Annotated in this window: 23 protein-coding genes, 2 tRNA genes and 1 rRNA gene; 22 read left to right on the forward strand and 4 right to left on the reverse strand. The window is 59.1% G+C overall.

What is annotated here, in order from left to right:
* The 5 genes from D7D26_RS08525 to wecB form a co-directional block, all read left to right on the forward strand.
* Positions 1-270, forward strand: a 270-nt coding sequence (locus D7D26_RS08525) for a transposase (RefSeq protein ID WP_147413033.1), incomplete at its 5' end; no start/stop codon positions are given.
* 104 nt (positions 271-374) lie between these two features.
* Positions 375-758 (forward strand): AlbA family DNA-binding domain-containing protein, encoded by a 384-nt coding sequence (locus D7D26_RS12470; RefSeq protein ID WP_233543515.1) that lies wholly within the window; start codon positions 375-377, stop codon positions 756-758.
* Positions 755-1,696, forward strand: a complete 942-nt coding sequence (locus tag D7D26_RS08530; protein WP_199674734.1) for an ATP-binding protein — start codon at positions 755-757, stop codon at positions 1,694-1,696. The genes D7D26_RS12470 and D7D26_RS08530 overlap by 4 nt, the downstream gene beginning before the upstream one ends.
* A 38-nt stretch (positions 1,697-1,734) precedes the next feature.
* Positions 1,735-2,148, forward strand: coding sequence for a LexA family protein (locus D7D26_RS08535; protein WP_120372771.1), 414 nt, complete (start codon positions 1,735-1,737; stop codon positions 2,146-2,148).
* A gap of 91 nt (positions 2,149-2,239) precedes the next feature.
* Positions 2,240-3,334: a non-hydrolyzing UDP-N-acetylglucosamine 2-epimerase gene (wecB, locus tag D7D26_RS08540; RefSeq protein ID WP_078015338.1), complete on the forward strand. Its 1,095-nt coding sequence runs from the start codon at positions 2,240-2,242 to the stop codon at positions 3,332-3,334.
* A 59-nt stretch (positions 3,335-3,393) separates the two neighbouring features.
* On the opposite strand, the gene D7D26_RS08545 is transcribed toward wecB, so the two are convergent.
* Entirely contained in the window at positions 3,394-3,603 is a 210-nt protein-coding gene (locus D7D26_RS08545; protein ID WP_078015337.1) for a DUF1858 domain-containing protein, read from the reverse strand.
* 113 nt (positions 3,604-3,716) lie between these two features.
* Positions 3,717-5,177 carry a cardiolipin synthase gene (gene cls, locus D7D26_RS08550; RefSeq protein ID WP_168169964.1) on the reverse strand — a complete coding sequence of 487 codons (1,461 nt, stop codon included), beginning with the start codon at positions 5,175-5,177 and terminating at the stop codon, positions 3,717-3,719.
* 322 nt (positions 5,178-5,499) lie between these two features.
* Between cls and D7D26_RS08555 the strand changes: the two genes are divergently transcribed.
* The 3 genes from D7D26_RS08555 to D7D26_RS08565 all read left to right on the forward strand — a co-directional run bounded on the left by D7D26_RS08555 (position 5,500) and on the right by D7D26_RS08565 (position 8,380).
* Positions 5,500-6,606, forward strand: a complete 1,107-nt coding sequence (locus D7D26_RS08555; RefSeq protein WP_199674736.1) for an NCS2 family permease — start codon at positions 5,500-5,502, stop codon at positions 6,604-6,606.
* A gap of 22 nt (positions 6,607-6,628) precedes the next feature.
* Entirely contained in the window at positions 6,629-7,174 is a 546-nt protein-coding gene (locus tag D7D26_RS08560) for a phosphoribosyltransferase family protein (RefSeq protein WP_120372773.1), read from the forward strand.
* A gap of 174 nt (positions 7,175-7,348) precedes the next feature.
* Complete coding sequence (locus D7D26_RS08565) at positions 7,349-8,380, forward strand: asparaginase (protein ID WP_120372774.1); 1,032 nt, start codon at positions 7,349-7,351, stop codon at positions 8,378-8,380.
* Between the two features lie 38 nt (positions 8,381-8,418).
* On the opposite strand, the gene deoC is transcribed toward D7D26_RS08565, so the two are convergent.
* Positions 8,419-9,072 carry a deoxyribose-phosphate aldolase gene (deoC, locus tag D7D26_RS08570; RefSeq protein ID WP_120372775.1) on the reverse strand — a complete coding sequence of 218 codons (654 nt, stop codon included), beginning with the start codon at positions 9,070-9,072 and terminating at the stop codon, positions 8,419-8,421.
* Positions 9,073-9,190: 118 nt separating this feature from the next.
* Here deoC and D7D26_RS08575 point away from each other — a divergent pair, with 118 nt between their 5' ends.
* From D7D26_RS08575 to groL, 13 genes are all read left to right on the forward strand, one after another.
* Positions 9,191-9,982 carry a L,D-transpeptidase gene (locus tag D7D26_RS08575; RefSeq protein ID WP_120372776.1) on the forward strand — a complete coding sequence of 264 codons (792 nt, stop codon included), beginning with the start codon at positions 9,191-9,193 and terminating at the stop codon, positions 9,980-9,982.
* Between the two features lie 78 nt (positions 9,983-10,060).
* Positions 10,061-10,137 (forward strand) — tRNA-Met (locus D7D26_RS08580).
* Positions 10,138-10,144: 7 nt separating this feature from the next.
* A tRNA-Met gene (locus D7D26_RS08585) sits at positions 10,145-10,221 on the forward strand.
* 167 nt (positions 10,222-10,388) lie between these two features.
* Positions 10,389-11,798 (forward strand): citrate lyase holo-[acyl-carrier protein] synthase, encoded by a 1,410-nt coding sequence (gene citX / locus D7D26_RS08590; protein WP_120372777.1) that lies wholly within the window; start codon positions 10,389-10,391, stop codon positions 11,796-11,798.
* Between the two features lie 41 nt (positions 11,799-11,839).
* Entirely contained in the window at positions 11,840-13,222 is a 1,383-nt protein-coding gene (amrA, locus tag D7D26_RS08595; RefSeq protein WP_120372778.1) for an AmmeMemoRadiSam system protein A, read from the forward strand.
* On the forward strand, positions 13,219-14,046 hold the full coding sequence (gene amrS, locus D7D26_RS08600; protein ID WP_120372779.1) for an AmmeMemoRadiSam system radical SAM enzyme: 828 nt from the start codon (positions 13,219-13,221) through the stop codon (positions 14,044-14,046). Before amrA ends, amrS begins: the two co-directional genes overlap by 4 nt.
* 303 nt (positions 14,047-14,349) lie before the next feature.
* The gene (locus D7D26_RS08605; RefSeq protein ID WP_120372780.1) at positions 14,350-16,482 is read left to right on the forward strand and encodes a glutamine synthetase III; all 2,133 of its coding nucleotides are present in this window, start codon (positions 14,350-14,352) and stop codon (positions 16,480-16,482) included.
* Positions 16,483-16,729: 247 nt separating this feature from the next.
* Positions 16,730-17,425, forward strand: a complete 696-nt coding sequence (locus D7D26_RS08610) for a metal-dependent hydrolase (protein WP_078016723.1) — start codon at positions 16,730-16,732, stop codon at positions 17,423-17,425.
* A 75-nt stretch (positions 17,426-17,500) separates the two neighbouring features.
* The gene (locus D7D26_RS08615; RefSeq protein ID WP_120372781.1) at positions 17,501-17,857 is read left to right on the forward strand and encodes a DMT family protein; all 357 of its coding nucleotides are present in this window, start codon (positions 17,501-17,503) and stop codon (positions 17,855-17,857) included.
* Positions 17,858-17,859: 2 nt separating this feature from the next.
* On the forward strand, positions 17,860-18,381 hold the full coding sequence (locus D7D26_RS08620; protein ID WP_120372782.1) for a cob(I)yrinic acid a,c-diamide adenosyltransferase: 522 nt from the start codon (positions 17,860-17,862) through the stop codon (positions 18,379-18,381).
* Between the two features lie 64 nt (positions 18,382-18,445).
* The gene (ptsP, locus tag D7D26_RS08625; RefSeq protein WP_120372783.1) at positions 18,446-20,197 is read left to right on the forward strand and encodes a phosphoenolpyruvate--protein phosphotransferase; all 1,752 of its coding nucleotides are present in this window, start codon (positions 18,446-18,448) and stop codon (positions 20,195-20,197) included.
* A gap of 287 nt (positions 20,198-20,484) precedes the next feature.
* The gene (groES, locus tag D7D26_RS08630) at positions 20,485-20,772 is read left to right on the forward strand and encodes a co-chaperone GroES (protein WP_120372784.1); all 288 of its coding nucleotides are present in this window, start codon (positions 20,485-20,487) and stop codon (positions 20,770-20,772) included.
* A gap of 44 nt (positions 20,773-20,816) precedes the next feature.
* Entirely contained in the window at positions 20,817-22,454 is a 1,638-nt protein-coding gene (groL, locus tag D7D26_RS08635; RefSeq protein ID WP_120372785.1) for a chaperonin GroEL, read from the forward strand.
* 149 nt (positions 22,455-22,603) lie between these two features.
* Here groL and D7D26_RS08640 read toward each other — a convergent pair whose 3' ends face one another.
* The gene (locus D7D26_RS08640; protein WP_233543514.1) at positions 22,604-24,736 is read right to left on the reverse strand and encodes a transglycosylase domain-containing protein; all 2,133 of its coding nucleotides are present in this window, start codon (positions 24,734-24,736) and stop codon (positions 22,604-22,606) included.
* A gap of 500 nt (positions 24,737-25,236) precedes the next feature.
* Between D7D26_RS08640 and D7D26_RS08645 the strand changes: the two genes are divergently transcribed.
* Positions 25,237-25,312, forward strand: a 16S ribosomal RNA gene (locus D7D26_RS08645); the annotation flags it as partial.

Genomic DNA, 25,312 nt, shown 5'->3' on the forward strand with positions numbered 1-25,312 from the left:
GGGAGCAACGTCATCGGCGATAAGGCTTACGGTTCGCAAGCCATCAGAGAGTACATTACTTCTCGGGAGGGAAGTTACACTATCCCGCCGAAGAGCGATAATCCCGAACCGTGGTTTATAGATGAGCATGTTTACAAGGAACGACACTTGGTTGAATGTTTCTTTCAGAAAATCAAATGGTTCCGTAGAATTTTCACCCGCTATGACAAACTTGACGCTTCGTTTTTCGCTTTTGTTCTTGTTGCTGCCAGTGTTATTTTATTGAAATAATACAAGCTGAAATGTTTTTTAAACAAGCCCTAACCACTTTCTTGCCAAAATGGTTAGAATTGGGTAGAATTGGTTAGAAAGAACAGAAACGTGAGGTGGAAAAAATGACCGGCGAAAGTCTGACTGTAGAATACAAGCGAGAATACTTCGACGAGATCAAAAAGACGATCATCGCCTTTGCCAACACCGACGGCGGCGAACTGCTGATCGGTGTGGACGACGATGGAACGGTGCTCGGCGTGGACGATCCTGACGACGTGATGCTGAAGGTGACGAACAGCGCCCGCGACACTATCAAGCCCGATGTGACCATGTTCATGCGCGTTGAAACGCGTGTTATCCAGGGGAAAAAAGTCGTTGCCGCGAGCGTGCAGAGGGGAACGGCTTGCCCATATTACCTGAGCGCGAAGGGAGTACGCCCTGAAGGCGTCTATGTGCGGCAGGGCGCATCCACCGTGCCGGCTACGGAAAGCGCGATCCTGAGATGATCCTCGAAACCAGCGGCGACAGCTTTGAAGACGCTCGTTCGCTGATCCAGACGCTGACGTTCCACAGCGTCCAAAAGACATTTGCCGAAGAAAAAGTCGCGTTCGGCGAAACGCAGAAGCGTACCCTTGGCCTCATCGGCGAAGACGGCGCGTATACCAATCTTGGCCTGCTCCTTTCTGATCAGTGCCAGCATACCATCAAGCTGGCCGTCTTTCAGGGCAGCACAAAGAACACGCTGTTCAAAGACCGCGCCGAATTTTCGGGGTCGCTGTTTGACCAGCTTGATGATGCCTACGTCACGATCGACCGCTATAACGCGACGTGCGCCGAGTTCAAAGGACTCAAACGCATCGACACTCGCGACTATCCGCCCGAAGCCGTGCGCGAAGCCCTGCTCAACGCCGTTGTGCACCGCGATTATTCGTACAGCGGCTCAACACTGATCAGCATTTACGATGACCGCATTGAGTTCCTCTCCCTCGGAGGTCTTGCCAAAGGCATTGCCAAAAGCGACGTGATGATGGGTGTTTCCGTCCCGCGCAACAAAAAACTGGCCAACGTGTTCTACCGCCTGCACCTGATCGAAGCGTTCGGGACGGGAATGCTCAAAATTAAAGAGAGCTACGACGGCCGCCCTCTGCAGGACTTTATCGAGATATCCGACAACGCGTTCAAGATCACCCTACCGAACGTGAACGCGCAGCGCCAGAACAGCGAAACGGAACGGCTGCAGACGCGCCCCTTCCAGCCGCTTGAACAGCAGATAATGGACTACATAAAAGCCCGTAACAGTGCCACGCGCGCCGAAGTGCAAAAGGCGCTGGGCCTGTCGCAGAGTGCGGCGGGGAGAAAACTGAAAGAGCTTGTTGTGAGCGGCATGCTTATGAGGAACGGAGAAGGAAGGAGTACTGCATACTCAATGAAAAAAGAGTCGTGAATAACTCGAAATAACTCGAAATAACAGAGTGCCAGTTGATGAAAAGAGAACTCGGGACCAGCGGCTTAGCCGGCGGTCCCGAGTTTGACTGCGACGATCGTTTCGCGCTGCCGCGCACGTTTGTCGGGGCGGTGGCGGAGAGCGTGGAAAGGAAGCCTTTCGTGGTCCAGGTCGAAGGCGACAGCATGGCGAAAGCGCGTATTTGCGGCGATTCGTATGCGGTCGTCAATCCGGCGGAAGAAATCCTCGACGGCGACGCGGCGCTGGTGAAAGTCGGCTCGAGATACGTGATCCGCTGGCTGTACTGGAAGCCGAACGGCGGCTGCGAACTGCGGGCCGCGTCGGAGAAATTTCCCGAGATGTCGCTTGACGCGGCGCAGCTGCGCGGCGCTATCCCGTCGGTGCTGGGCAAGGTGACGTGGACTTTTTCGCGCCCGCTGGTGGGGCTGTAAAACGAAAGCGTGAAACTGCGGCTTCGATAAGCCGGGAGTTTCACGCTTTTTTGTGTATAATTGACGCAGCACGGAAGGGGAGTGTTCGCCCATGAAAAAACGGATCGTTCTCGCGTTCGGCACGCGGCCGGAGGCGGTCAAGATGGCGCCGGTGTATCTGGCGCTGGCGCGCAGCGGCGCGCTGGAGCCGGTGATTTTGCTGACCGGGCAGCACAGGACGCAGCTCGAACAGGCGCTTTCCATCTTCGGCGTGCCGCACGAGCGCAATCTGGACGTGATGACCGAGCGGCAGACGCTGCCGGAATTGGCGGCGCGGATCTTGCCGCAGGCGGCGGCGGCGTTTCGCGAGCTGGAGGCCGATTACGTGCTGGTGCACGGCGACACGCTGACGACGTTCGTCTCGGCATGGGCGGCGTTTCTGGAGCGGATCCCGGTCGGGCACGTGGAGGCGGGGCTGCGCAGCGGCTCGATGAGCGAGCCGTTTCCGGAGGAAGCCAACCGCGTGCTGACCGACGCGCTGTGCGACACGTTCTTCGCTCCGACGGAAGGCGCGCGCGCCAATCTGTTAAAGGGCGGCGCGGCCCCGGCGCGCGTTTTCGTGACGGGACAGACGGCGGTCGATGCGATCCTTTTTGCCTCGAAAAAAGGAGTTTTGCCCGACGGCGTGCCCGATCTTGGCCCGGTCGTGACGGTGACGCTGCACCGGCGCGAGAACTGGCCCGTGCTGAACGAGCTGGCGCGGTGTCTGGCCGATGTGGCGCGCGCTCGCGCGGAGTGGACGTTCGTGTTCCCGGTCCATCTCAATCCCGTGGTGCGCGAGGCGGTGGTGCCGCCGCTGTCGGGCGTGGAAAACGTGAAGCTCGTCGAGCCGCTGGAATACGGCTGCATGGCGGCGCTGCTGGCGCGCAGCCGTTTGATCCTGACGGACTCGGGCGGTCTGCAGGAGGAGGGGGCGTCACTGGGCGTGCCGGTGGCGGTGGTGCGCAACGTCACGGAGCGCCCGGAGGGCGTGGAAGCGGGGATCGTGACGCTGCTTGGCAACGAGCCGGCGCTCGCCATGGATCGATTTGCGGCGCTGATGGATGACGAACCTCGTCTTGTCCGTATGGCTTCCGCGCGGAATCCCTACGGCGACGGGCGCGCTTCCGAACGGATCGCCGCTGCGCTGGAACGTCGGCTGGCCTGATTCTTAAAACAAAAGGACTCCCGAAGGCAAATCGCTTTCGGGAGTTCTTTTGTGTGTCGTCAGTCCTCGATACCGTTGGCCTTGAGAACTTCGTTCAGGCCGCTGACGAGATCGTCGGGGTCGATGCCGTGGGCCATGGCGCCCTCTTCGAGGCTTTCGGCGTGGGAGATCGCGCAGCCGATGCAGCCCATGCCGGACAGCATCAGGGGCTGGACGACCTGCGGATACTTGTCGACGATGTCGGCGATCAGCATATCCTTGGTGATCATATCGATGCACTTCCTTTTCGTTAAACAGCAGATTGAATTCGGTCAGATTATATCCGAAGGAATCGCAAATGTACAGTTATTTCTGATTGTAATACTTATGTATGGGCGCCAGGTCACAGCAGCGGGCTTAGCAGCTTGGTGACCGACTCGAGCGCCATGGAAACGTGACCGCGTTTTCCCCATTCGTCCTGCGTGAGGCGGTGGGAGTCGCAGATGTAAAGTCCCTGCACGCGGTGGATGCCGAAATTCTCCTGCACGCCGTAGAGGATCATGTTGATCTCGAAATTGAGGGAGAACGAACGGATGTCGAAGTTGCTCGAACCGACGAAGCCGAGGTTGTCGTCCACGGTGACGGTTTTGGCGTGGAGCAGCCCCTTGTCGTAAAGGTACACTTCGACGCCGAGGCGGAGAAAATCCTCGTAATACGCGCGCGAGGCGTAACCGGCGATGATCTGGTCCGACCGGGCCGGCGTCACCAGTCTGACTTTGACGCCGCGCAGACGGGCGACTTCGATGGCCTGGAGCATGCCCTCGTCGGGGATCAGATAGGGCGTGGTGATCGTCACCTGTTCCTGGGCGCCGATGATGGAGGCGATGATGAGCCGCTGATAGTTTTCGGTTTGGTAGGAGGGGCCGCTCGGCACCGTCTGCAGGCACGACGGCCCCGAGAAGTTATCGTTGGCGGAGAACAGGTGCGCGGTGTCGAGTCGCTCGCCGGTCTCGACATACCAGTCCTCGATGAAGACGCTCTCCAACTGACGCACGACCGGGCCGCAGAAGCGCAGGCTGACGTCTTTCCAGATCAGCTTGCCGAAGCGGCCGTAGCTGGGTTCGGTGACGTTGTGCGAACCGGTGACGGCGACGCGGCTGTCGAAGACGGCGAGCTTGCGGTGGTTGCGCAGGTCGAAGCGGGCCGCTTTGGCGCGGTAGATGCGCACGGGAAGGGCTTCCTCCACCTGGACGCCGTCGCGCTGGATGTCTTCTCTCAGAGAACTGCGCAGGAATTCGCGCGAACCCACGGAATCAAGGAGCAGCCGCACGGTGACGCCGCGCCGGGCCGCCCGCCGGCAGGCGTTGACCACCTTGCGTCCCTGAGAATCGTCGGCGAAAATGTAGTAAAGCAGGTCGATCTCGCTGGCGGCGGCGTCGATCTCGTCGACGAGCGTATCGATGAAATCGACGGCTTCGGTGACGTACTGCACCGTGTTACCCTGAACGGCGCTCAGATACCCCAGATTCTGGGCCAGATTGGCGGTGGCCTGGAGCGACGGCGGCAGCTGCGGCGAAATGGCGCCCGGCAGTTCGGAATGCATCATGCGCGCGCGGATGTCGTGAAAATACGAGAGCATGGCGTTGTGGCGTTCCATGCGGCGCGACGGCAGCACGTTGGTGCCGAGGATGGAGTAGGCGATCATGCCCGGCCACGGCCAGAGCAGGATCACCAGCAGCCACGCCGTGGCCGTAGAAGGATTGTGCCGCTGGGGGATGATCACCAGCGCGGAGAGGCGGACGATGAACGATACGATGTCCAGCCCGGTGAGGAAGAAAATGCTGAGCCCCTGACCCCACGTCATCAAAATCAGTCCTTTATGCAAAGAGCGATATGAGGAAAACGCATTTATCATAACACAAACGCTTGAGCTTTTTAATTGACGATGAGAATGAGACAGGATAAAACATTTGGCAAAGCAAAGAAACGTCCCGACGCCGTCTTTCCCAAAACTTTGCCATCTTTGCGCTGTGCCGAGACGGAGAAAAGATACGTTGAAAACGGGAACGAGTCCCGGGAAAGCCCTCCTCCATGACGGCTTCCGCACTCTTGACTTTAAAGCGAGCGGGGAGTAAAAAGTAACGGTCGTAAAGCTTGTTCGATCATTTGCGGAGGAGTGTGGTATTGTGGTCAAGGATCTTTTGGCGGCGCTGGCCGTCGTCGTCAACGGCATCCCGCAGGGGCTGCTGGCGCTGATGTACGGTTTTGCGGCGCTACCGACGGCGCTGGCTTTTCTGGCCGGCGTGGGCGGTTCGCTGTATTTCAACTCGGTGGCGACGATTTCCTTCCAGGCCGAGACGATCGCGCTGGCCGGCAATCTGGGCAAGGATATCCGCGAGCGTCTCAGCATGGTCTTCTGGGGCGCGGTGTTCCTGCTGGTCCCCTCGCTGCTGGGGCTGAACGAGGCGATCGTGAGCTGGATCGGCCCGGCGGTCGTCGATTCGATGATGGCCGGCGTCGGCCTGATGCTGGCCAACGTTTCGGTGGACATGCTCAGGTCCGAGAAGTATTCCGGCTCGCTCTCGGTGGCCGTAGCGCTGGCCGTGTGGTTCTGGACGCGTGACCTGGCCTGGACGATCATCGTTTCCGTGACGGCGTCGACGCTGCTTTACAACTATCTGCTGCGCGTGCGCCGCATGGAGCTCGACCGTCTGTCCGCCGACGTCGGCAACGAAAAGTTCCGCTTCGGCAACATCGAATGGCGGTTCTGGAGCAGCCGGCGCGTCTTCTCCGGCGCGCTGGCCATGGCCTGCATCAACATCGGCGCCAACATCTCCTTCGGCAAGATCACCGGCTCCATCGCGCGGGTGAACGCCAACGTCGACCATCTGGCGATCTACTCGAGCGCGGCCGACATCGTTTCCACGCTGTTCGGCGGTTCGCCGGTGGAGTCGATCATCTCCGGCACGGCGACCGCGCCCCACCCCGTGCTCTCTTCGGTGATGATGATGGGCATCATGGCGGCGCTGCTGATCTTCCGCCTGCTGCCGACGATCGGGCGTTACGTGCACCGCTCGTCCATCGCCGGGTTTTTGCTCGTGCTGGGCGTGTTTGTGACGTTCATCAACAACGCGGCGCTGGCGATCGGCGCGGTGCCGCCCGAGGCGCTGAACGGCTTTGGCTTCGCGCCCTGGGGCATGGTGGTGGGCGCGACGATCTTCGCCTCGGCGCGTTGGAATCCCTTCGTCGGGCTGGTCGCCGGCACGGCGATCCGCATGATCTTCCATCTATAAAGAGCACAAGGAGAACTGAGCGATGACTGAAAAAACGTACGAACTGCGCCTTTTGGGACTGACCCGCCAGCTGCCGCTGCGCCGCGTGGCCGATCACGTGACGGTGGCTTCGTTCGTCATGCTGGGCGACACCGAGCTGGTCGAAACCTGCGCCGAAGAACTGGCGAGGCGTCTGCCCGAGGGCATCGATTACCTGGTCTGCCCCGAGGCGAAGGCCATTCCGCTGACGCACGCCATCGCGCGGCGTCTGGGCATCGACTACATCGTCATCCGCAAGACCGTCAAGGCCTACATGGAAAATCCGCTCATCGCCGACGTCATGTCGATCACGACGGCGGCGCCGCAGCATCTTGTCATGGACAGCGCCGACGTGCAGAAGATCTATCACAAAAAGGTGGCGATCATCGACGACGTCGTTTCCACGGGCAGTTCGCTGCGCGCCGTGGAGAACATCCTCGCCAAGACGGCCTGCACGGTCGTGGCCAAGGCCGCGCCGCTGCTCGAAGAAGGCGGCTACGACGGCAAGGACCTGATCTATATCCAGCGTCATCCCGTTTTCACGGATTGAGTCGATCGCATCGTGACGGCGTTGTTTTTGCCGTTCTTTTATAGAGGCGCGCGCCGCGGCGGAAGAAAAAAATTTCGCCGCGGCGCTTTTATTTTGGCGCTCTTCGGTTAGAATAGGGGCGGCGATTGACGCCGATTTTCGACGTGAAATTCATGATGGCGAAGGAGATTATCCATGGGACGACTTTTGGTGGTCTTTACGGGCGGCACGATCGCCAGCGGTTTCGACGGGCAGGGCAAGGCTCCGGTTTCGGGCGCGTCGCGGCGTCTGAAAGATTCTCTTGCCGAGCTTTTTGCCGAGCGCGGCGTGGAGGCGGTCTTTCGCGAGCCGCTTGGGAGTCCCGGCATCGACAGTTCGGAGATGGATCCGGGGCACTGGCTGCTGATCTCGCGCTGCATCGCCGCGGAGCTGGAGCGGGGACTTTCGGGCGTGCTGATCCTTCACGGCACGGACACCATGGCGAGCACGGCCGCGTGGATGAGCCTGTGTTTCGGCAGTCTGCCCATTCCGGTCGTCCTCACCGGCAGCCAGCTGACGCTGGACTACATGCCGGAGGACGTCACCTCGAACCTGCGCGGAGCGGCCATGGCCTGCTGTTCCGATCTGCGCGGCGTGTGGGTCTATTTCAACTGGAAGCTGATCCCCGGCGACCGGGCGCACAAGACGCACGCCATGCATCCGGACGCCTTTAACGCCGTCAACGGCCAGCCGCTGTTCTTCAATCCTGACTGGGGACTGGATCCGTCGCCGGCGGCTTTCCGCACGGCTGCGGCGGGACAGCTGCCGGAAGAAACGCGCAGGATGATCGGCCTCGATCCCGACGTGCTGCGCGAGCGCTGCGCCGCTATCCGCTGGTTCTTCGCCCAGCCGGGAGCGCGTTTTGAATGGCAGGGCGACGAGCGCTTCCTGTGTCTGCTCGGCTACGGCGCCGGCAACATGATCCCGTCCGTGCTGGACGGCATCGAACGGCGTAACGGAACGACGCCGTACGTAATCGCGTGCAGCCAGGCCGAGGGCGGCGTCAAACACCCCGAAGGCTACGACCGCGTCGGCATGGCCCGTCTGGCGAAGGCGGGGTTCCGCGTCTGGAACCAGATGGACCGCTCCGTCGAGTTCGTGCATAGCCTGTGCTGCTACGCGCTGGCGGCGTCTTTTGACGCGCCGGAAAAGGCGCTGAACCGCTATCTGCGCGAGTGCCGGCCATAAAACAAAAGCGGGCGGCCCCGTCAGGCCGCCCGCTTTTGCTATGCTTCCGCTTCCCGGCAGATCGCCACGCCGGCCGAAGCCCCGATCCGCGTCGCCCCGGCGGCGATCATTTCTTCCGCCTCTGCGCGCGTATGGATGCCGCCGGCGGCTTTGACGCTGACGGTCGGTCCTGCGGCGGCGCGCATCAGCGCCACGTCGCGCGCGGTCGCGCCGCCTTTGGAAAACCCCGTCGAGGTCTTGACGAAATCCGCTCCCGCCGCGGCGGCCAGACGGCAGGCGCGCCCCTTTTCCTCGTCGGTGAGCAGGCAGGCTTCGATGATGACTTTGACGGTACGCCCCTGCGCGCCCCTGACGACCGCGGCAATGTCCGATCGCACGTATTTGTCGCCGCCGGCTTTGAGGTCGCCGACGGAGACGACCATGTCCAGTTCGTCGGCGCCGTCCGCTACGGCCTGGCGGGCTTCGAACTCCTTGACGGCGCTGACCGAAGCGCCGAGCGGGAACCCGATCACCGTGCAGACTTTGACGCCGCTGCCGCGCAGCTCTGCGGCCGCCGTCGCCGTCCAGCGGGGATTGACGCAGACCGAAGCGAAGCGCCATTGCCGCGCTTCGGCGCAGAGCGCGCGGATCTGGGATTCTGTGGCGTCGGGCTTCAAAAGCGTGTGATCGATATAGGACGCGAGATCGTTCATGAAAAAACCTCCGACGAGAAAGATCTTTAGGAAAATGACGAATCAGTACGTTCATTATGGCATAAAAAAGTCCCATTGTGTAAAATAAAAGGGACGAAAGACAGAAGGAGGTATGATGATGTACGGAAGAGCGAAAGGAAATTTTCTCGTCCTCTCTGGTCTGGCGGTAGCGTTTTTTGTAGGACTGGTTTCTCTCGGCGCCTGGGAACTTCACGGCGGCACCGAAGAACCGCCCAAACCGCAGATCGTCGGTACCGCGTTGAAGCCGGCCATCGTCGGCCCTGACCTCGCGAGTGAACAAGCGACCGGCGTCGTGGCCAAGAACGTCGGCGCCAATAAAGGCCTCAGAGATGATGTCGAACCGCCCCGCCCGGCGGACGAGCCGGCACCGGCCGCCATCGCCCGCAGCGATGAAAAAGGACGCTGGATCTATATCGACAAGGCCGGTTTCAGACTGTATCTTGCCGAGGGCAACAAAGCGATCGACTCATGGGGCGTCGCCCTGGGCAAGGTGCCCGGCAACAAGCGGAAAGCCGGCGACATGCGCACGCCCGAGGGCAGTTTCTCCGTGCAGCAGATCCAGGACGCCAGCAGCTGGACTCACGACTTCAAGGACGGCAAGGGCGTCATCAAAAACGCTTACGGCCCGTGGTTCATTCGCCTCAAGACCGGCTGGAAGGGGATCGGCATCCACGGCACGCACGATCCCGAATCAATCGGTACGCTGGCCAGCGAAGGCTGCATCCGCATGAAAAATGAAGATCTGCAAAAACTCAAGCCGCTGGTCGTGAAAGGGATGAAAGTCGTCATCGGTCCCAACGCCGCCCAGGAGAAGAAAGAAGAAACAAAAAGCGTGCCCGAAAAAACCGCGAAGGAAAAAAGCAGCCCAAAGAACGGGAAGAAGAAATAAAGTTCCCGCCTGAAAGCTCTTGCATTTTTCCCGGGAGTCTGTTAATATACCCGATGTCGCCATGAAACGGCGCTTTATCGCGGGGTGGAGCAGTCCGGTAGCTCGTCGGGCTCATAACCCGAAGGTCAGAGGTTCGAATCCTCTCCCCGCAACCAATTTAACGGCGGTATAGCTCAGTTGGCTAGAGCATGCGGTTCATACCCGCAGTGTCACTAGTTCGAATCTAGTTACCGCCACCAATCAGAAACGTTCCCCCCTCGGATCGCCGAGGGGGATTTTTGTTCTTGTGTTCTGCGCGCTCTCGACCTGAGGTCATGCTCGTTTTCGTCAAAAATGGCAGAAGGCCTTTGCTCTTTTTAATGAGAACCAGTATGATAATGAAAATAAATCTGCCTGCGGGCATTTTATGGAAGATGATTTTATGGACGTTGAACGGATTCTTGGAGAAAACGGCGTTTCTCTTGCGCAGATGCTGGCGGCGCGCGAGCGGCGGGCGGCGCGTCAACGGGACATGCTGCGCGGCGGCGGAAAAAGCCTGATCAGTTATACGCTGAACATGCCGGGCGAGATCAAGCAGTTTCCTCTGGCGCAGTCGTTTTTCCGGCACGGGCTGGCGCGGCTGGAGCGGCATCTGGCGCGGAACGGGATTTCGATCGTCACAAAAGCATGCCGCGTCGAGCCGACGGGCAGCGAGGCCATGCTTTTGACCGACGGCGCGCCGGCAGACGTCAAAAGGCTGACTGTCGCCCTCGAGGTCAGTTCGCCTGCGTCGCGGCTCTACGACATGGACGTTCTGGCTTCCGACGGGGTGAAAATTTCCCGCGAAGCTTTGGGCTTGCCGCCGCGCCGGTGCGTGATCTGCGGGCGCGCCGCGATGGACTGCGCGCCGCGCCGGATCCATCCGGCGCGGGAACTGGCCTGCGCCGCCGTGAAGCTGATGTACGACGACGCCGTCGGCCGTTTTGCCGATACGGTCGCGAGCGCCGCTCAACGGGCGCTGCTGTACGAGGTCTGCGTTTCGCCCAAGCCGGGGCTGGTGGACCGCTTCAACTCGGGATCGCATCGCGATATGGACCTTTTCACGTTTATGGACAGCGCCGGCGCGCTGGCGCCGTATTTCCACCTCTGTGCCGCGCTGGGGGCCGAAGCGGCCGAACAGGAGCCGGAGCGGCTTTTTCAATCGCTGCGGCTGCCGGGGATGGAGGCCGAAACGTTCATGCTGGAAGCGACCGGCGGCGTCAACGTTCACAAGGGCGCGATCTTCTCCGTCGGCGTGATCTGCGCGGCCCGCGGCTGGCTGTGGGGGCGCGGGGAAAACGCCGCGGCGGAGCGGTTGGCCGGCGTGGCGCGGAAGATGCTGACGGGGCTGAAAGATGAGTTTTCTCCGCAGGGACAGTCCGCGGGCGAGAAAATTTTTCGCGAAAGCGGCGTCACGGGGATCCGCGGCGAGGCGGCGGCCGGCTTTCCCGCGGTGATCGAATGCGGGCTGCCCGTTTTCGAACGGCTGTTAGCGGAGAATCTGCCGCTGAACGACGCCGCGGCGGTGACTCTGCTGCATCTGATCGGCGCCGCGGACGACACGAACATGATCCGGCGCTCCAGTTTGTTCCGCTTTCGTGAGGTACAACGCGAGATCGGCCGTCTGCTCGATGAAAAAACTGTGCCGGACATGGCGGGCATCGCCCGGCTCGACCGCCAGTTCATAGCGGAGAACCTCAGTCCCGGCGGCAGCGCCGATCTGCTGGCGTTGACGCTGCTGCTGCATTTTATGCGGGATTTCGAGAGTGAAAAAGCGCCATGGCGGAGTGAGAGCTAAGCGGCTCGGGTCAACGTCTATGTGTGAAAGGAGTGATCCACGTGGCAATTCTTGGAGCTTTTGCGGTGCCTCATCCGCCGTTGATCCTTCCGGAAATCGGGCGCGGAGAGGAAAAGGGAATCCAGGCAACCATCGACGCCTATCGTGAAGCGGCCCGCCGGGCCGCGGCGCTGAAGCCCGATGTTCTGATCGTCCTGTCGCCCCATTCCGTCATGTATCGCGATTATTTTCACATCTCGCCAGGGCAACAGGCGCGCGGAAGCTTCGCGGCGTTCGGCCGGCCCGACGCGGCGTGCGCCGTTTCTTACGACGGCGCGCTGGCGGAAGCGATCGGGTCTGAAGCGGCGGCATCCGGGATCCCTGCTGGGAAAAAGGGCGAACGCCGTGCCGAACTCGATCATGGCACAATGATTCCATTGCGGTTCTTTTGTCAGTCGTGCGGCGCGATCCCCGTGGTCAGAATCGGTCTTTCGGGACTGCCGTTGCTCGAGCATTACAACTTCGGCAAGGCGATCGCCCGCGCGGCGGAGCGTTTGGGGCGCAGGGCCGTCGTCGTTGCCAGCGGCGACCTGTCGCACAAATTGAAAGCCGACGGGCCTTATGGTTTTGCGCCGGAAGGGCCCGAATTTGATCGGCGGATCATGGAGATTTTTTCGTCGGCCGACTTCGGCGCCATGCTCGAGCTCGACCCCGTTTTCTGCGAAAAAGCGGCGGAATGCGGTCTGCGTTCTTTTGTCGTCATGGCGGGCGCCTTCGACGGCTGCGACGTGGAGAGCGAGGTCCTGAGTTACGAGGGACCGTTTGGCGTCGGTTACGGCGTGGCCTGCTTCGTTCCCTGTGCCGTCGATGAAAGGCGGCGTTTCGATCAGCTGTTCCTGCGGCGGGAACGGGAAAAACTGCGTCAGACCGCCGCGTGTGAAGACGCCTATGTAAAGCTGGCGCGGCTGAGCCTGGAACATTATGTGAAGAGCGGCCGCGTGGCCGAGCTCCCTGACGGCTTGCCGGAAGATCTGACGAAGCGCCGCGCCGGCGTCTTCGTCTCCGTCAAGATTGCCGGCGAACTGCGCGGCTGCATCGGGACGATCGAGCCGGTCAGAGGTTCCGTCGCCGAGGAGATCCTCCACAACGCGGTCTCCGCAGGAACGCGCGACCCGCGCTTCGCTCCCGTAACCGAAGCGGAACTGCCGCGGCTCGTGTACGACGTGGACGTGCTTTCGCCGGCCGAAGAGGCGACAAAAGACGACCTCGACGTCAGGCGCTACGGCGTGATCGTTAGCAGCGGGCACCGCAAAGGACTGCTGCTGCCCGACCTCGAAGGCGTCGATACCGTCGAGCGGCAGCTGGACATCGCGCTTCGCAAAGCCGGCATCGAGCGCGGCGAAAATTACTCGCTTCAGCGCTTCGAGGTCGTGCGTCATCGATGAAACGCTGTCAGCTGTGTTTCCACCGCTGCGCGTTGGAGGAAGGCCAGCGGGGCATCTGCCGCGCCAGAGTGTGCCGCGGCGGGCGCATCGTTGAGGAAAATTACGGCCGGATCACCTCGCTGGCCCTGGATCCGATCGAGAAAAAGCCTTTGCGGCGCTTTTACCCCGGCAGTTTCATCCTGTCGGTTGGAAGTTACGGCTGCAACTTGCGCTGCCCTTTTTGCCAGAACGATTCCATCGCCATGTCCGACGGAAGCGGCCTTGCCGTGCGGCGCGCCGAACCCGTTCAGCTGGCGGAATTGGCCGGGGCACTCCGAGTCCGCGGGAACATCGGCTTAGCGTACACCTATAACGAACCCACAGTCAGCTATGATTTTGTCGTCGACTGCGCGCAGCTGATCCATGAGCGGAAGATGAAAAACGTTCTGGTCACGAACGGTTCTCTGCTTTCCGAGCCGCTGCGGCGGCTTTTGCCGCTGATCGACGCCATGAACGTGGATCTGAAGGGCTTTACCGAGGCGTACTACCGCTGGCTGGGCGGCGATCTGGAAACGGTGAAGAACTTCATCCGCTGCGCCGTTGAATTCGGCTGTCACGTCGAGGTGACGACGCTGATCGTGCCCGGAAAGAACGACGGCGACGATGAAATCGAGCGGCTGGCGGCCTGGCTGGCGTCGCTTGACCGCAATCTGCCGTTGCATCTCTCGCGCTTTTTTCCGCGCTATAAAGTTCAGGACAGACCGCCGACGCCGGTGGCGCGGATTTACCGCCTGGCGGAGCGCGCTCGCCGGCATCTGACCTACGTTTATGAAGGAAACTGCTGAAAAGAGAGCCTGATATGGTTGAATGACCGTATCGGGCTCATTTTTTTTGACCTTGGCATTAAAGATCGACGGCGGAAATGAGTGTGCTGTCAAAATTCTGTCTGTGCATGTCTTTTTTCAAAAAGACATGCATGTAAATGGATTTTCATGTGCATAAAATTTGTATTTTGTGTGTATCTGCATGATCTTATCCCAATGGATGTGATATACTCTTGCATCATAAAAAGATGAATCGAAAAAAACGCTCGTGTCTTTCCTTGAAGGGTTGGGCACGGCAAACACATTTTCGGGAGGTCAGAGCAAATGGATGAAGGCGTAACCCGTCCTGCGGAGATTTTCGGAATGCATGTTTTCGACAAAGCGGCCATGAAGGAGCGTTTGCCGGAAGACGTGTACCGGCGCCTGATGACGGCGGTCGAGGGAGACGGCAAGCTCGACGGTTCGATTGCCGACTACGTGGCGGCGGCTATGAAGGAATGGGCCCTTTCCAAGGGAGCGACGCACTACACCCATTGGTTCCAGCCGCGGACGGAAGTCACGGCGGAACGTCATATGGCCTTTCTCAATCTCGACGGGGAAGGGCATCCGATCCATACGTTCAGCGGCAAGGAACTGATCCAGAGCGAGCCCGACGCCTCGTCCTTTCCTTCCGGCGGCATGAGAAACACCTTTGAGGCGCGCGGCTACTGCACCTGGGATCCTTCCAGCCCGGCATTCATCGTCCTCAGCCACAAAGGCGGCACGCTCTGCATCCCTTCGGTATTCATCTCCTACGACGGTACGCCGCTGGACATGAAAACGCCGCTGCTGAAAAGCATCGGCGCCATCCAGGAACGGGCCATGCGTCTGCTCAAACTGTTCGGCAACCGTACTGTGCGTTCCGTCGACGTGACCATTGGCGCGGAGCAGGAATATTTCCTCGTCGACGAGGAAAAGGCGCGCCGCCGTCCGGACATCGAGTTGTGCCGCCGCACCCTGATCGGCGCGCCGTCGCCCAAGGCTCAGGCCGTGGAAGCCCATTATCTGGGCGCGATCCATCCGCGTGTCCTCGCCTTCATGGAGGACGTCGAGCGCGATATGTACCGCCTCGGCCAAGTGCTGATAACCCGCCATAACGAAGTGGCTCCCGGGCAGTTCGAGTTCGCGCCCGTCCTCTCGGAAGCCAATCAGGGCTGCGACCAGAACCAGATGCTCATGGAAGTGATGCGCAAGATGGCGCGCCGCCACCATTTCCAGCTGCTGCTGCATGAAAAGCCGTTCGCCAGCGTCAACGGCAGCGGCAAGCACCTGAACGTTTCGCTGCGCGACAGCGAAGGGCGCAATCTGCTCAAGCCGACCAGCAACCCGCGGCGCAATGTCCAGTTCCTTTCTTTTATCGCCTCGTTCCTGCTCGGCGTCAGCCGGCACGGCGGCCTGCTGCGCGCGTCCATCGCTTCGGCGGGCAACAGCCATCGTCTTGGCGGGCATGAAGCGCCTCCGGCGATCATGAGCGTCTACGTCGGCTCGCAGATCGACCGGGCTTTGAACGGTCTGGCCCAAGGCCTCAACGAAGACATGACGGCGAAGGGGTCCATCGATCTCGGCCTGGACCGTCTGCCGACGCTGAACAGAGACGTCAGCGACCGTAACCGCACCTCGCCGATCGCCTTCACGGGCAACAAATGGGAGTTCCGCGGCGTCGGCGCTCCGCAGGCGCTCGGCGGCCCGCTGACCGTGATGCTGGCTGCCTGGAGCGAAGGAATCGAGCGCTTCTGTACGGCGCTGGAGTCGCGTCTCATCGGCGGGGCGGACGTGGCTGACGCGGCGCTGGCCGTGATCAAAGACGCTTGGGAGGAATCGGCGAACGTGCGCTTTGAAGGCAACGGTTACGACGCGGCGTGGATCGAAGAGGCGAAGCGCCGCGGCCTGCCGGTGTGCAGGAATACGGTCGAAGCTCTGGATCAGTATCTGATCAGAGAACATCGCGATCTGCTGGCGAATCTGGGGATCATGACGGACCGCGAGATCGTCGCTTATCATGAGGTGCGTCTGGAACAGTACAATGAAACGATGCTGACGGAGATCGGCGTGCTGCGCGCGATGATGTTCGAGGGCGTGCTGCCGGCCATTTCGAAACAGCTGGCCTGCGAAGCCGGCGCGCTGTCCGCCCTGCCGGTGGAACTGCGTGCCCATATCGCCCCATGGGAGAAGAATCTGAAACGTCTGGCGGAGATCAAATGCGGCATCCTTGAGAAACTGGAAATGCTGGACGCCGTGGCGGGCTCGGTCAAGGACGGAGACGCTCACGCCGCCGCGAAGACTCTCGCCGGCGACGGCGCGTCGCTGATGGAATCGATCCGCGCCGACAGCGATGAAGCCGAGCGGCTCATTGCCAAAGAGTTGTGGCCTTATCCGACCTATACGGATATGTTCCGTATCGAAGACTTCAAACTTTGAGTCGGAATATATCGGCCGTGCAAAAAGCGCCGTCTCTCGAAAGAGGGACGGCGCTTTTTGCGCGGAGGCGCGTGTCGGTTTGAAGTTTGTCGCCGAATGGCGGGATGAGCTTTGTATAAAAAACACGACGAGAACCGGCATGAAATTTAATCGTATAATAGGAGCACGCGGACTCTTTTTATGCTAATATATTTATTTGTAATAAAAATCACGAATCTGCGTTAAATTTTGAGGGAGGGTGTGCGCTATGGCAACACAGCTTCAGTTTTTAGGTCATGCCAGCTTCAAGATCCAGAGCGATTACAGTTCGATCGTGATCGATCCGTTTTTCACGGGCAACCCCTATGCCTGCTGTACGGCGGATGATTTCATCGCGCTTGACGCGATGCTGCTGACGCACGGACATGCCGATCATCTGCGGGACGCGGCGGCTATCGCCAGACAAACCGAATGTGCCGTGATCTGCAACGATAAGATCGCCGAGTATCTAAGATCACAAGGCGTGAATCCGGAAACGATCACGGTGATGAAAAGTGGCGAGAGCCGAAACTTCCTGTTCGGCAAGGTCGCTGTCGTGCCCGCGGTCCACACCTCGTCGATTCAGGCCGACGGGCAGGAACTGCCTGACGGCGAACCCTGCGGCTACGTGATCGAAGTCGATAAGCACAAGGTTTATCACGCGGGCGACACCATGCTCTTCGACGGCATGAAAGAGCTGCGTTCCATGGCGATCGACGTCGCGCTGCTGCCGATCGGCGGAACCTACACGATGAACGCCGACGAAGCGGCGCAAGCGGCGGAAATGATCCATCCCCGTGAAGTCATCCCCATGCATTACAACACGTTTCCCAACATTATGGCGGATCCGCAGGCTTTTGCCAAAAAAGTCCCCGCCGACGTGGCCGTGGTTGTCCTTCAGTCCAGCGAAAAGGAAACGCTGTGACGGACTGCGAGCGGAAAAGCGGAGGCGCTGCCGTCGTTTTTTCCCTGAGAGTCTGAGCGGAAAAGAGGAATCCATTTGAAATCGGTTCTTGTCTGCGCGGTTTTATTGTGCTGCAGCAACGTTTTTATGACGTTTGCCTGGTATGGTCATCTCAAAAGCCTCGCCGACCGGCCGTGGTTCGTCGCGGCCGCTGCCAGCTGGGGGATCGCGTTCTTCGAGTACTGCCTGCAGGTGCCCGCGAACAGGATCGGGCATCAGGCGCTCTCGGTGGGGCAGTTGAAAATTCTGCAGGAGGTCGTCGCCCTGACCGTTTTCGTGCCGTTTTCTACCTTCTATTTAAAGGAAAAACTGACGCTCGATTACCTGTGGGCGATGCTCTGCATTCTCGGCGCCGTGTTCTTCGTCTTCCGCAGCCGCATCATGGGAGCCTGAACATGCTCGAACGCGGTTTCGTGCAAGTTTATACGGGCAACGGCAAGGGCAAAACCACGGCGGCGCTGGGGCTTGCCCTCCGCATGGCCGGGAACGGCGGGCGCGTTTTCTTCGGGCAGTTCATGAAAGGACAGCTTTATGGCGAGCATCGCGCCCTCTCGGCGCTGCCGCAGATCGACCTGCAGACGTTCGGCGGTCCCCGCTGCCTTCGTCGTGAGGAAATGACCGAGAAAGACCGAGAGATGGCGCGGCGGGGACTGGAAATCTGCCGGCAGGCCATGCTCTCCGGGCGGTACGATCTGGTCGTGCTCGACGAGATCAACGTGGCGCTGTGGTTCGGATTGGTCTCCGATGAAACGGTAGAAAACTTTTTGGATGAACGTCCCGGAAGAACGGAGCTGCTTTTGACGGGGCGTTATGCGCCTCGTTGGCTCATTGAACGTGCCGACCTCGTGACCGAAATGAAGCTGATCAAGCACTACTACGACGCCGGGGTCATGGCCCGCGATGGAATCGAGCGTTGATCTGAGCGTTTGTCTGTGATATCTTGTCTTTAGAATTCTGTACAGGGGCGAGGGAGGAAATTGCGTGAAGGGGCTGGGCGTATCTCCGGGAATTGTCATGGGGCAAGTTTACGTCGACTGGAAGGAACAGCTCGAGATAGAAAAAGACTATGTCGACGACACCGAAGGGGAAGTGGAGCGTCTGAACCTGGCCGTAGCGACGGCCAGCGAAGAGATCCGACGGCTTTATGGCGACGAGAAGACGGCCGTTGTTGACGGAGACGAAGCGGGACCCGATTTGTACCGCGTCCATGGCGTGATGCTCGAAGATCCGGAATTTCTCGGTGAGATTCGAGACATGATCGTCGCTCAGAACGTCAACGCCGAATGGGCTGTCAAGACCGTGGCGGAAAAGTTCGCTCAGGTCTTCGAGAATATGGACAACGACTGCCTGAAGGCCCGGGCTGATGACGTCAAAGACGTTTCGGCGCGCGTGTGCCGTCTGCTTCTGCATATCGAAGGCGGTGACCTGCTCAGGGACGAGCGGGAAGGCCTGATCCTTGTCTGCAAAAGCATGGGCACAGCGGAGATCTCGCTGATCCAGAAGAATAATATTGTCGGGTTGATCTGTGAAGAGGGAACGATCGGTTCTCATGCCACCATCATGGCCCGCAATCAGCACAAGCCTGCCGTGGTGGGGCTGAGCGGAGTCGCCGACGACGTATATCGCGGCGATTTTATCATTGTCGACGGCAATAATGGCGATGTTTTTATCAACCCGGACGAGAAAACGATCCGGGAATGTCGCGCGCGACAGGAACGGGAGAGTCTGTTTCAGCAGCGGTTGCGCAGTTTTGTGGGACGGCCGGCTTGCAGCGCCGACGGGGTGCTGTTGAAAGTTTACGGCAACGCGGCTTCCGATGCGGATATCAAGTCGATCGTGGAAGTTGACGGGCACGGCGTCGGACTTTATCGGACGGAATACATTTATCTGACCCGCGCGCATCTGCCGGCGGAAGGGGAACAGTTCTGGGAGTACAAGAAAGCGCTGCTGGCCATGAAGGGCCGTCCGGTGGTCTTCCGCACGCTTGACATCGGCGGCGACAAGATCCCCTCCTATCTGAACATGCCGGAAGAGAAGAACCCGGCGCTCGGCCATCGGGCGATTCGTTATTCGTTGTCGCGCGTGGACATCTTCCGCAGCCAGATCAAGGCCATTCTGCGCGCCAGCGCCTACGGGGACGTTTCCATCCTGCTGCCGCTGATTTCGGCCATTGACGAAGTGCGTTCGGCAAAAGCCGTGATTGATGACGTCAAGGAGGAACTTCGCCGGGAAGGGACGGCCTTCAATCCCCGCACTAAAGTCGGCGTCGTGGTGGAGACGCCTTCGGCCGCCGTCATTTCCGATCTGATCGCGTGCGAATGCGACTTTCTCAGCATCGGCAGCAACGACCTGATCCAATACACCATGGCCGTCGACCGCTTGGCCTCGGCGTTGTCTTACCTTTATTCGCCATTCTCGCCCTCGGTCCTGCGCCTTGTGCAGACCACCATCAAAAATGGCGCGACGGCGGGCAAGCCCGTCAGTTTGTGCGGAGAAATGGCGGGAGATCCCCTGCTGAGTCCGATCCTTTTCGGCATGGGACTGCGTTCTTTCAGCGTCAACCCTTCCGAGATGCTGCGCACCCAGTGGATCCTTTCGCTGTTGAAAACCGAAGAAATGCGCGCCTGTGCTGATGAAGTGCTGAACTTGGCGACCGCGGGGGAGATCCATCGTTATTGTCGGGAACATTTCTCGCGCTTCGCGTCCGGGGATCGCGTCCCGACGGAGCAATGATTTTTAAGAGAGCAATCCGCTGTGGTTGCTCTCTTTATTTTATGGACAAGGCCGCGTCGCGATTGTTTTTACATGATTAAGCGAAAGAGCAGCATACGGTAGGAAACAGCTGATAAACGAAATTTTATCGCGAAAAATCGCTAAAAGATAAAATATTTTTCTGTGATCACTCTTGAATTTGACCGCCAAAATTGTATCATAACCATTGTTAGCACTCGAAGTGATTAAGTGCTAATAAAAAATCACTTCGGAGATTTTTGTCGAACTCAGTATAGGAGGAATAAATAATGCAGTTGAAACCCCTTGCGGATCGTATCGTCGTCAAAGTCGTCAGCGGAGAAGAAAAGACCAAGAGCGGTCTTTATCTGCCGGATACCGCGCAGGAAAAACCTCAGGAAGGCGAAGTCATCGCCGTCGGAACGGGGCGCATTCTCGACAATGGTCAGAAGCTTCCCCTTGAAGTGAAAGTCGGCGACCGTATCGTTTTCAGCAAGTATTCCGGCACGGAGATCAAGCTTGACGGCGAGAAGCTCGTGATTTTCAGCGAGCGCGACGTTCTTGCGGTGATTGACTAGTTTTTTCGGACAGACATCATTATTTTTTCAGGAGGAATTCATAAATGGCTAAAATTCTTGCTTTTGGCGAAGAATCCCGTCGTGCGCTCGAGCGCGGCATCAACAAGGTTGCCGATACCGTCGGCGTGACCCTCGGCCCCAAAGGCCGCAACGTCGTGCTGGACAAAAAATTCGGTTCTCCCGCCATCACCAACGACGGCGTGACCATCGCCAAGGAGATCGAGCTTGAAGATCCCTTCGAGAACATGGGCGCTCAGCTTCTCAAGGAAGTCGCTTCCAAGACCAACGACGTGGCCGGCGACGGCACGACCACCGCGACCGTGCTGGCCCGCGAGATGATCAGCGAGGGCATGAAGAACGTGGCCGCCGGCGCCAACGGCATTTACCTGCGCAACGGCATTTCCGTGGCTGTGGACGCTGTGACCGAGCACCTGAAGGCGATGGCTCACCAGGTCAACGGCAAGGACGACATCACCCAGGTCGCTTCGATCTCCGCCAACGACAAGGCCATCGGCGCCATCATCGCCGAAGCCATGGAGAAAGTCGGCCGCGACGGCGTCATCACCGTCGAGGACAGCCAGACCACCGGCACGACGCTGGAGACCGTCGACGGACTTCAGTTCGACAAGGGGTACATCAGCCCCTATATGGTCACCGACCCCGAGCGCATGGAAGCTTCGCTCGAAGACGCCTATGTGCTTATCCACGACGGCAAGATCAGTAACGTCAAAGATCTGCTGCCGATCCTCGAAAAAGTTCTGCAGACCGGCAAGCCTCTGCTGATCATCGCTGAGGACGTGGAAGGCGAAGCTCTGGCGACCCTCGTCGTCAACAAACTGCGCGGCACCATGACTGCCGTGGCCGTCAAGGCCCCCGGCTTCGGCGAGAGACGCAAGGCCATGCTGCAGGATATCGCTGTGGTCACCGGCGGCGAGGTGGTCACTTCCGACCTCGGCGAAAAGCTCGAGAACGTCGAGCTGTCCAAACTTGGCCGCGCCAAGAAGATCCGCATCACCAAAGAAGACACCACCATCGTCGACGGCAGCGGCAACAAGGACGACATCCGCAACCGCGCCGCTCAGATCCGCACCGAGATCGAGAACTCCACTTCCGACTACGACAAGGAAAAGCTCAAAGAGCGCCTTGCCAAGCTAGTCGGCGGCGTAGCCGTCATTCAGGTCGGTTCCGCCACCGAGACCGAGCAGAAGGAACTGAAGCTTCGTATCGACGACGCGCTTTCCGCCACCCGCGCGGCCGTTGAGGAAGGCATCGTGGCCGGCGGCGGTGTGGCTCTCGTCAACTGCGTCGAGGATCTTGAGAAGGAGATCGAGAAGCAGGGACTGAAGGGCGACGTGCGCACGGGCGCCAACATCGTGCTCAACTCGCTGTCTTCGCCTCTGCATCTGATCGCGACCAACGCCGGCCTGCAGGGTGACGTCGTTGTCGCGAAAGTTCGTTCCCTTAAGGAAGGTCATGGCCTTGACGCTTCCAACGGTGAGTATGTCGACCTGATCAAAGCAGGCATCATCGACCCCGTCAAGGTGACCCGCAGCGCTCTCGAGAACGCCGCTTCCATTGCCAAGATGATCCTGACCACCGAAGTCCTCGTGGCTGACAAGCCCGAGGAGAAGAAGGCCGATCCGGCCGGCGGCATGGGCCCCGGCATGGGCGGCATGTACTAGACGGTGGTGCGCTGTTAAAAGCCAAATCGAGAGAAAGAAGAAGCCCGCTACTGCGGGCTTCTTCTTTCTCTATTATCGAAAACGCGTATGACCGCAGTGGATTGAAAAAGTCCGAAGGCATGGTGCGAAGCCGGCCTTCGGACTTTTCGTTATTGAATATTGTATTTTTTGAGCAGTTCCTGATACCGTTCTTCAACGGAACGGTCGTCCTTTTTGATGTAATCGCGCCAGCTGCCAGTGCTGTTCCCCTCTGCTGGCGGGAGGTCGGGGGCGGGAGGAACGGGCGGCGGAATCTGGGAGGGATCGAAAATCGGAAGCTGATCTTGGGAGACCAGGAGTTCTTCATCCTTCTTGACGGCTTCGAGATCTGTCTTATCTTGATCCAAAAGCAGCAGTTGCGGTGCGTTGGGATCTTCCGCCTCTGCCGCGCCCTCGGCGTGGAGCGGACAGGGGGCGATGGGGATTCTGTCCGCAGGCATGTAGATATTGGTGACTTTTTTGCATTCCGGCGAGGCCGGAAAACCGCTTTCGACGCATACGCGCATGACCCTGACGCCGCTTTCCTCGTCGGAAAGCTCTCTGGGAAAGACTTGGGGCGTTTCGAGGATTTTGACGGCGCTTCTGATGAACGAGGACCATACGGGAAGGGCAACGTGACTGCCCGTCGCGTTTTTGCCGCCAAGCGGTTTCAGGTCATCATTTCCCGCATAAACGACGGCGACCAGTCCGGGGACGCCGCCGGCGAACCATGCGTCGGTGTAATCGTTTGTCGTGCCGGTCTTACCGAACATTTCGAATCCGGCAAGGCGCGCTTTGCTGCCGGTACCGGCGCGGATGACTTCCTGGAGCATCGAACGAGCGATCATTGCCGTACCAGGCTGAAGGGCTTCTGTGATCTTCGGGGAATTCTGCTGAAGAACTTTTCCCTCGCGACTGCGGATCTCTCGAACGAAGTAGGGCTCGACGCGGCTGCCGTTATTGGCGAAAACCGAGTAGACGACGGCCATTTCCAGCGGCGTGACGCTGGCGACCCCCAAACCAACGGAAAGCGTAGGGGTCAAATACGGCGAAGAGATCCCCATACGCCGGGCCGTCTCGACGACGGTCATCGGCCCCAGCATATAGGTTAGGCGCACCGCCGGAGTGTTATGTGAATGGGCCAGAGCGTTGAGCAGCGTTTCTTCTCCCACATACGTTTCACTGAAATTATGCGGCGTCCAGGCAGGTCCCGATGAATTGGGAACGCGCAGTGAAATCGGCGTGTCCATAATGTGGTCAATCGGGCGGTAGCCGGCTTCAAGCGCAGCCGCATAAACAATTGGCTTGAAAGCCGAACCGCTCTGCCGGAACGCCTGCGTCACCCGGTTGAATTTGCTTTGTTCGAAGTCTTTGCCGCCGACCAGAGCGAGGACCGCTCCGTCTGTCGGATCAAGCGCGACGAGCCCGCCTTCGCTTTTCAACTTTTCCATGGACTCCTCCGCCGCTTGCTGCACGTCGAGATCCAGGGTCGTGTAGATCCTCATGCCGCCCTTGTAAATCTTGTCGCTGCCGTAAACCGGGATCAACTCTTTGAAGAGAATGTGGCTCACAAAATAGGGCGCTTTATTGAAAGCGAGCTTGCTCTTCTCGGTCCGTTCGTTGAATTTCAACTGCTCTTGAGCGGCGGCATTTGCTTCTTCCCGAGTGATCCAGTCCAAATGGACCAGGCGGTTCAGCACATAGTTCTGGCGAGCTTTGGCCAGGCTCATGTTCCTGATTGGAGAATATTTTTCGGGAGCGGCGACCAGGCCTGCCAAAATCGAAGCCTCGCCGAGCGTCAGATCGCTGGCGCTCTTGTTGAAGTAGCTGTGAGCCGCCGCGTCGATGCCCCAGGCGCCATGACCGAAATAGATCGCGTTGAGATACGTCTCAAGCAGTTTATCTTTGGAATAGAGCCTTTCCATGTGGAGAGAAATGATGGCTTCTTTGGCTTTGCGGTCCAGACTCTTTTCACTCGACAAAAAGAGATTTCTCGCCAGCTGCTGCGTGATCGTGCTGGCCCCCTGTCCGCCTTCGCCGCTAAACAGCGAACGCAGAATTGCCAGCGGCCGGATTCCCTTGTGAGAGTAAAACTGAGAATCCTCCGCCGCGAGAATCGACATCACCATCCACTTTGAGAACTGTTCCAGCTTCATGGGCTTCCGGTTCTCAACGTACAGCTCCGTGATCACGCGGCCTTTGCGGTCGTAAACGATGCTGGCTTCATTCGCTCGATAAGCAAGAATCTCATCGTCAGTTGGCAACGTATCCGAAATCTTATTGATGTATAAAGCCAATCCTACAGAAACCACTGCGATACAGACGAGGAGCGTCATCCCCAACCACATCAGAAATTTGTTCAGAAACGATTTTTTCCTCTTTTGGGGTACTTTTGCAGAAGTCTTCGGCCTCTGCGGTGCAGCGCGCCCCCCTTTAACGTTATTGCTGCTATTCACGGGATTCACCTCAGTAATTCAGAGTAACAACGAACACAGCATCGTCTATTCTAGCGGAAAAAAAAAGTCAGTCAAATCTCTGGGCGAAGTACGGGAGAGAAAAATCGAGGAGAAAATCGAAGCGCAGCAGTGTTCGACCGGATCGGAACGATGTTTTTGCAATCGAATCGAGATGACAAATCGGGGCTTGCATTCTTAAAAGAGTAGTGGTATATTATCCCGGTCGCGCCGAAATCGGCTGCGATGCAGCACCTTGAAAAGTGAATATGGTGAAGAAGAGACAGCTAGTGTATGAGCTCGATCAATTTTCAACGGAGAGTTTGATCCTGGCTCAGGACGAACGCTGGCGGCGTGCTTAACACATGCAAGTTGAGCGAGGATGAT

It is taken from the genome of Pyramidobacter sp. CG50-2, assembly GCF_003612005.1.
Classification (GTDB): Bacteria; Synergistota; Synergistia; order Synergistales; family Dethiosulfovibrionaceae; genus Pyramidobacter.

Excerpts from the sequence above, each read along its gene's own strand:
- D7D26_RS12470 (WP_233543515.1), top strand. The coding sequence starts at position 375 with ATGACCGGCGAAAGTCTGACTGTAGAATACAAGCGAGAATACTTCGAC.
- D7D26_RS08530 (WP_199674734.1), top strand. The coding sequence starts at position 755 with ATGATCCTCGAAACCAGCGGCGACAGCTTTGAAGACGCTCGTTCGCTG.
- deoC (WP_120372775.1), bottom strand. The coding sequence starts at position 9,072 with ATGAACGATCTCGCGTCCTATATCGATCACACGCTTTTGAAGCCCGAC.
- groES (WP_120372784.1), top strand. The coding sequence starts at position 20,485 with ATGCAGTTGAAACCCCTTGCGGATCGTATCGTCGTCAAAGTCGTCAGC.
- D7D26_RS08535 (WP_120372771.1), top strand. The coding sequence starts at position 1,735 with ATGAAAAGAGAACTCGGGACCAGCGGCTTAGCCGGCGGTCCCGAGTTT.
- wecB (WP_078015338.1), top strand. The coding sequence starts at position 2,240 with ATGAAAAAACGGATCGTTCTCGCGTTCGGCACGCGGCCGGAGGCGGTC.
- amrS (WP_120372779.1), top strand. The coding sequence starts at position 13,219 with ATGAAACGCTGTCAGCTGTGTTTCCACCGCTGCGCGTTGGAGGAAGGC.
- D7D26_RS08610 (WP_078016723.1), top strand. The coding sequence starts at position 16,730 with ATGGCAACACAGCTTCAGTTTTTAGGTCATGCCAGCTTCAAGATCCAG.
- D7D26_RS08620 (WP_120372782.1), top strand. The coding sequence starts at position 17,860 with ATGCTCGAACGCGGTTTCGTGCAAGTTTATACGGGCAACGGCAAGGGC.
- cls (WP_168169964.1), bottom strand. The coding sequence starts at position 5,177 with ATGACGTGGGGTCAGGGGCTCAGCATTTTCTTCCTCACCGGGCTGGAC.
- citX (WP_120372777.1), top strand. The coding sequence starts at position 10,389 with ATGGAAGATGATTTTATGGACGTTGAACGGATTCTTGGAGAAAACGGC.
- D7D26_RS08545 (WP_078015337.1), bottom strand. The coding sequence starts at position 3,603 with ATGATCACCAAGGATATGCTGATCGCCGACATCGTCGACAAGTATCCG.
- D7D26_RS08560 (WP_120372773.1), top strand. The coding sequence starts at position 6,629 with ATGACTGAAAAAACGTACGAACTGCGCCTTTTGGGACTGACCCGCCAG.
- groL (WP_120372785.1), top strand. The coding sequence starts at position 20,817 with ATGGCTAAAATTCTTGCTTTTGGCGAAGAATCCCGTCGTGCGCTCGAG.
- D7D26_RS08565 (WP_120372774.1), top strand. The coding sequence starts at position 7,349 with ATGGGACGACTTTTGGTGGTCTTTACGGGCGGCACGATCGCCAGCGGT.
- D7D26_RS08575 (WP_120372776.1), top strand. The coding sequence starts at position 9,191 with ATGTACGGAAGAGCGAAAGGAAATTTTCTCGTCCTCTCTGGTCTGGCG.
- D7D26_RS08605 (WP_120372780.1), top strand. The coding sequence starts at position 14,350 with ATGGATGAAGGCGTAACCCGTCCTGCGGAGATTTTCGGAATGCATGTT.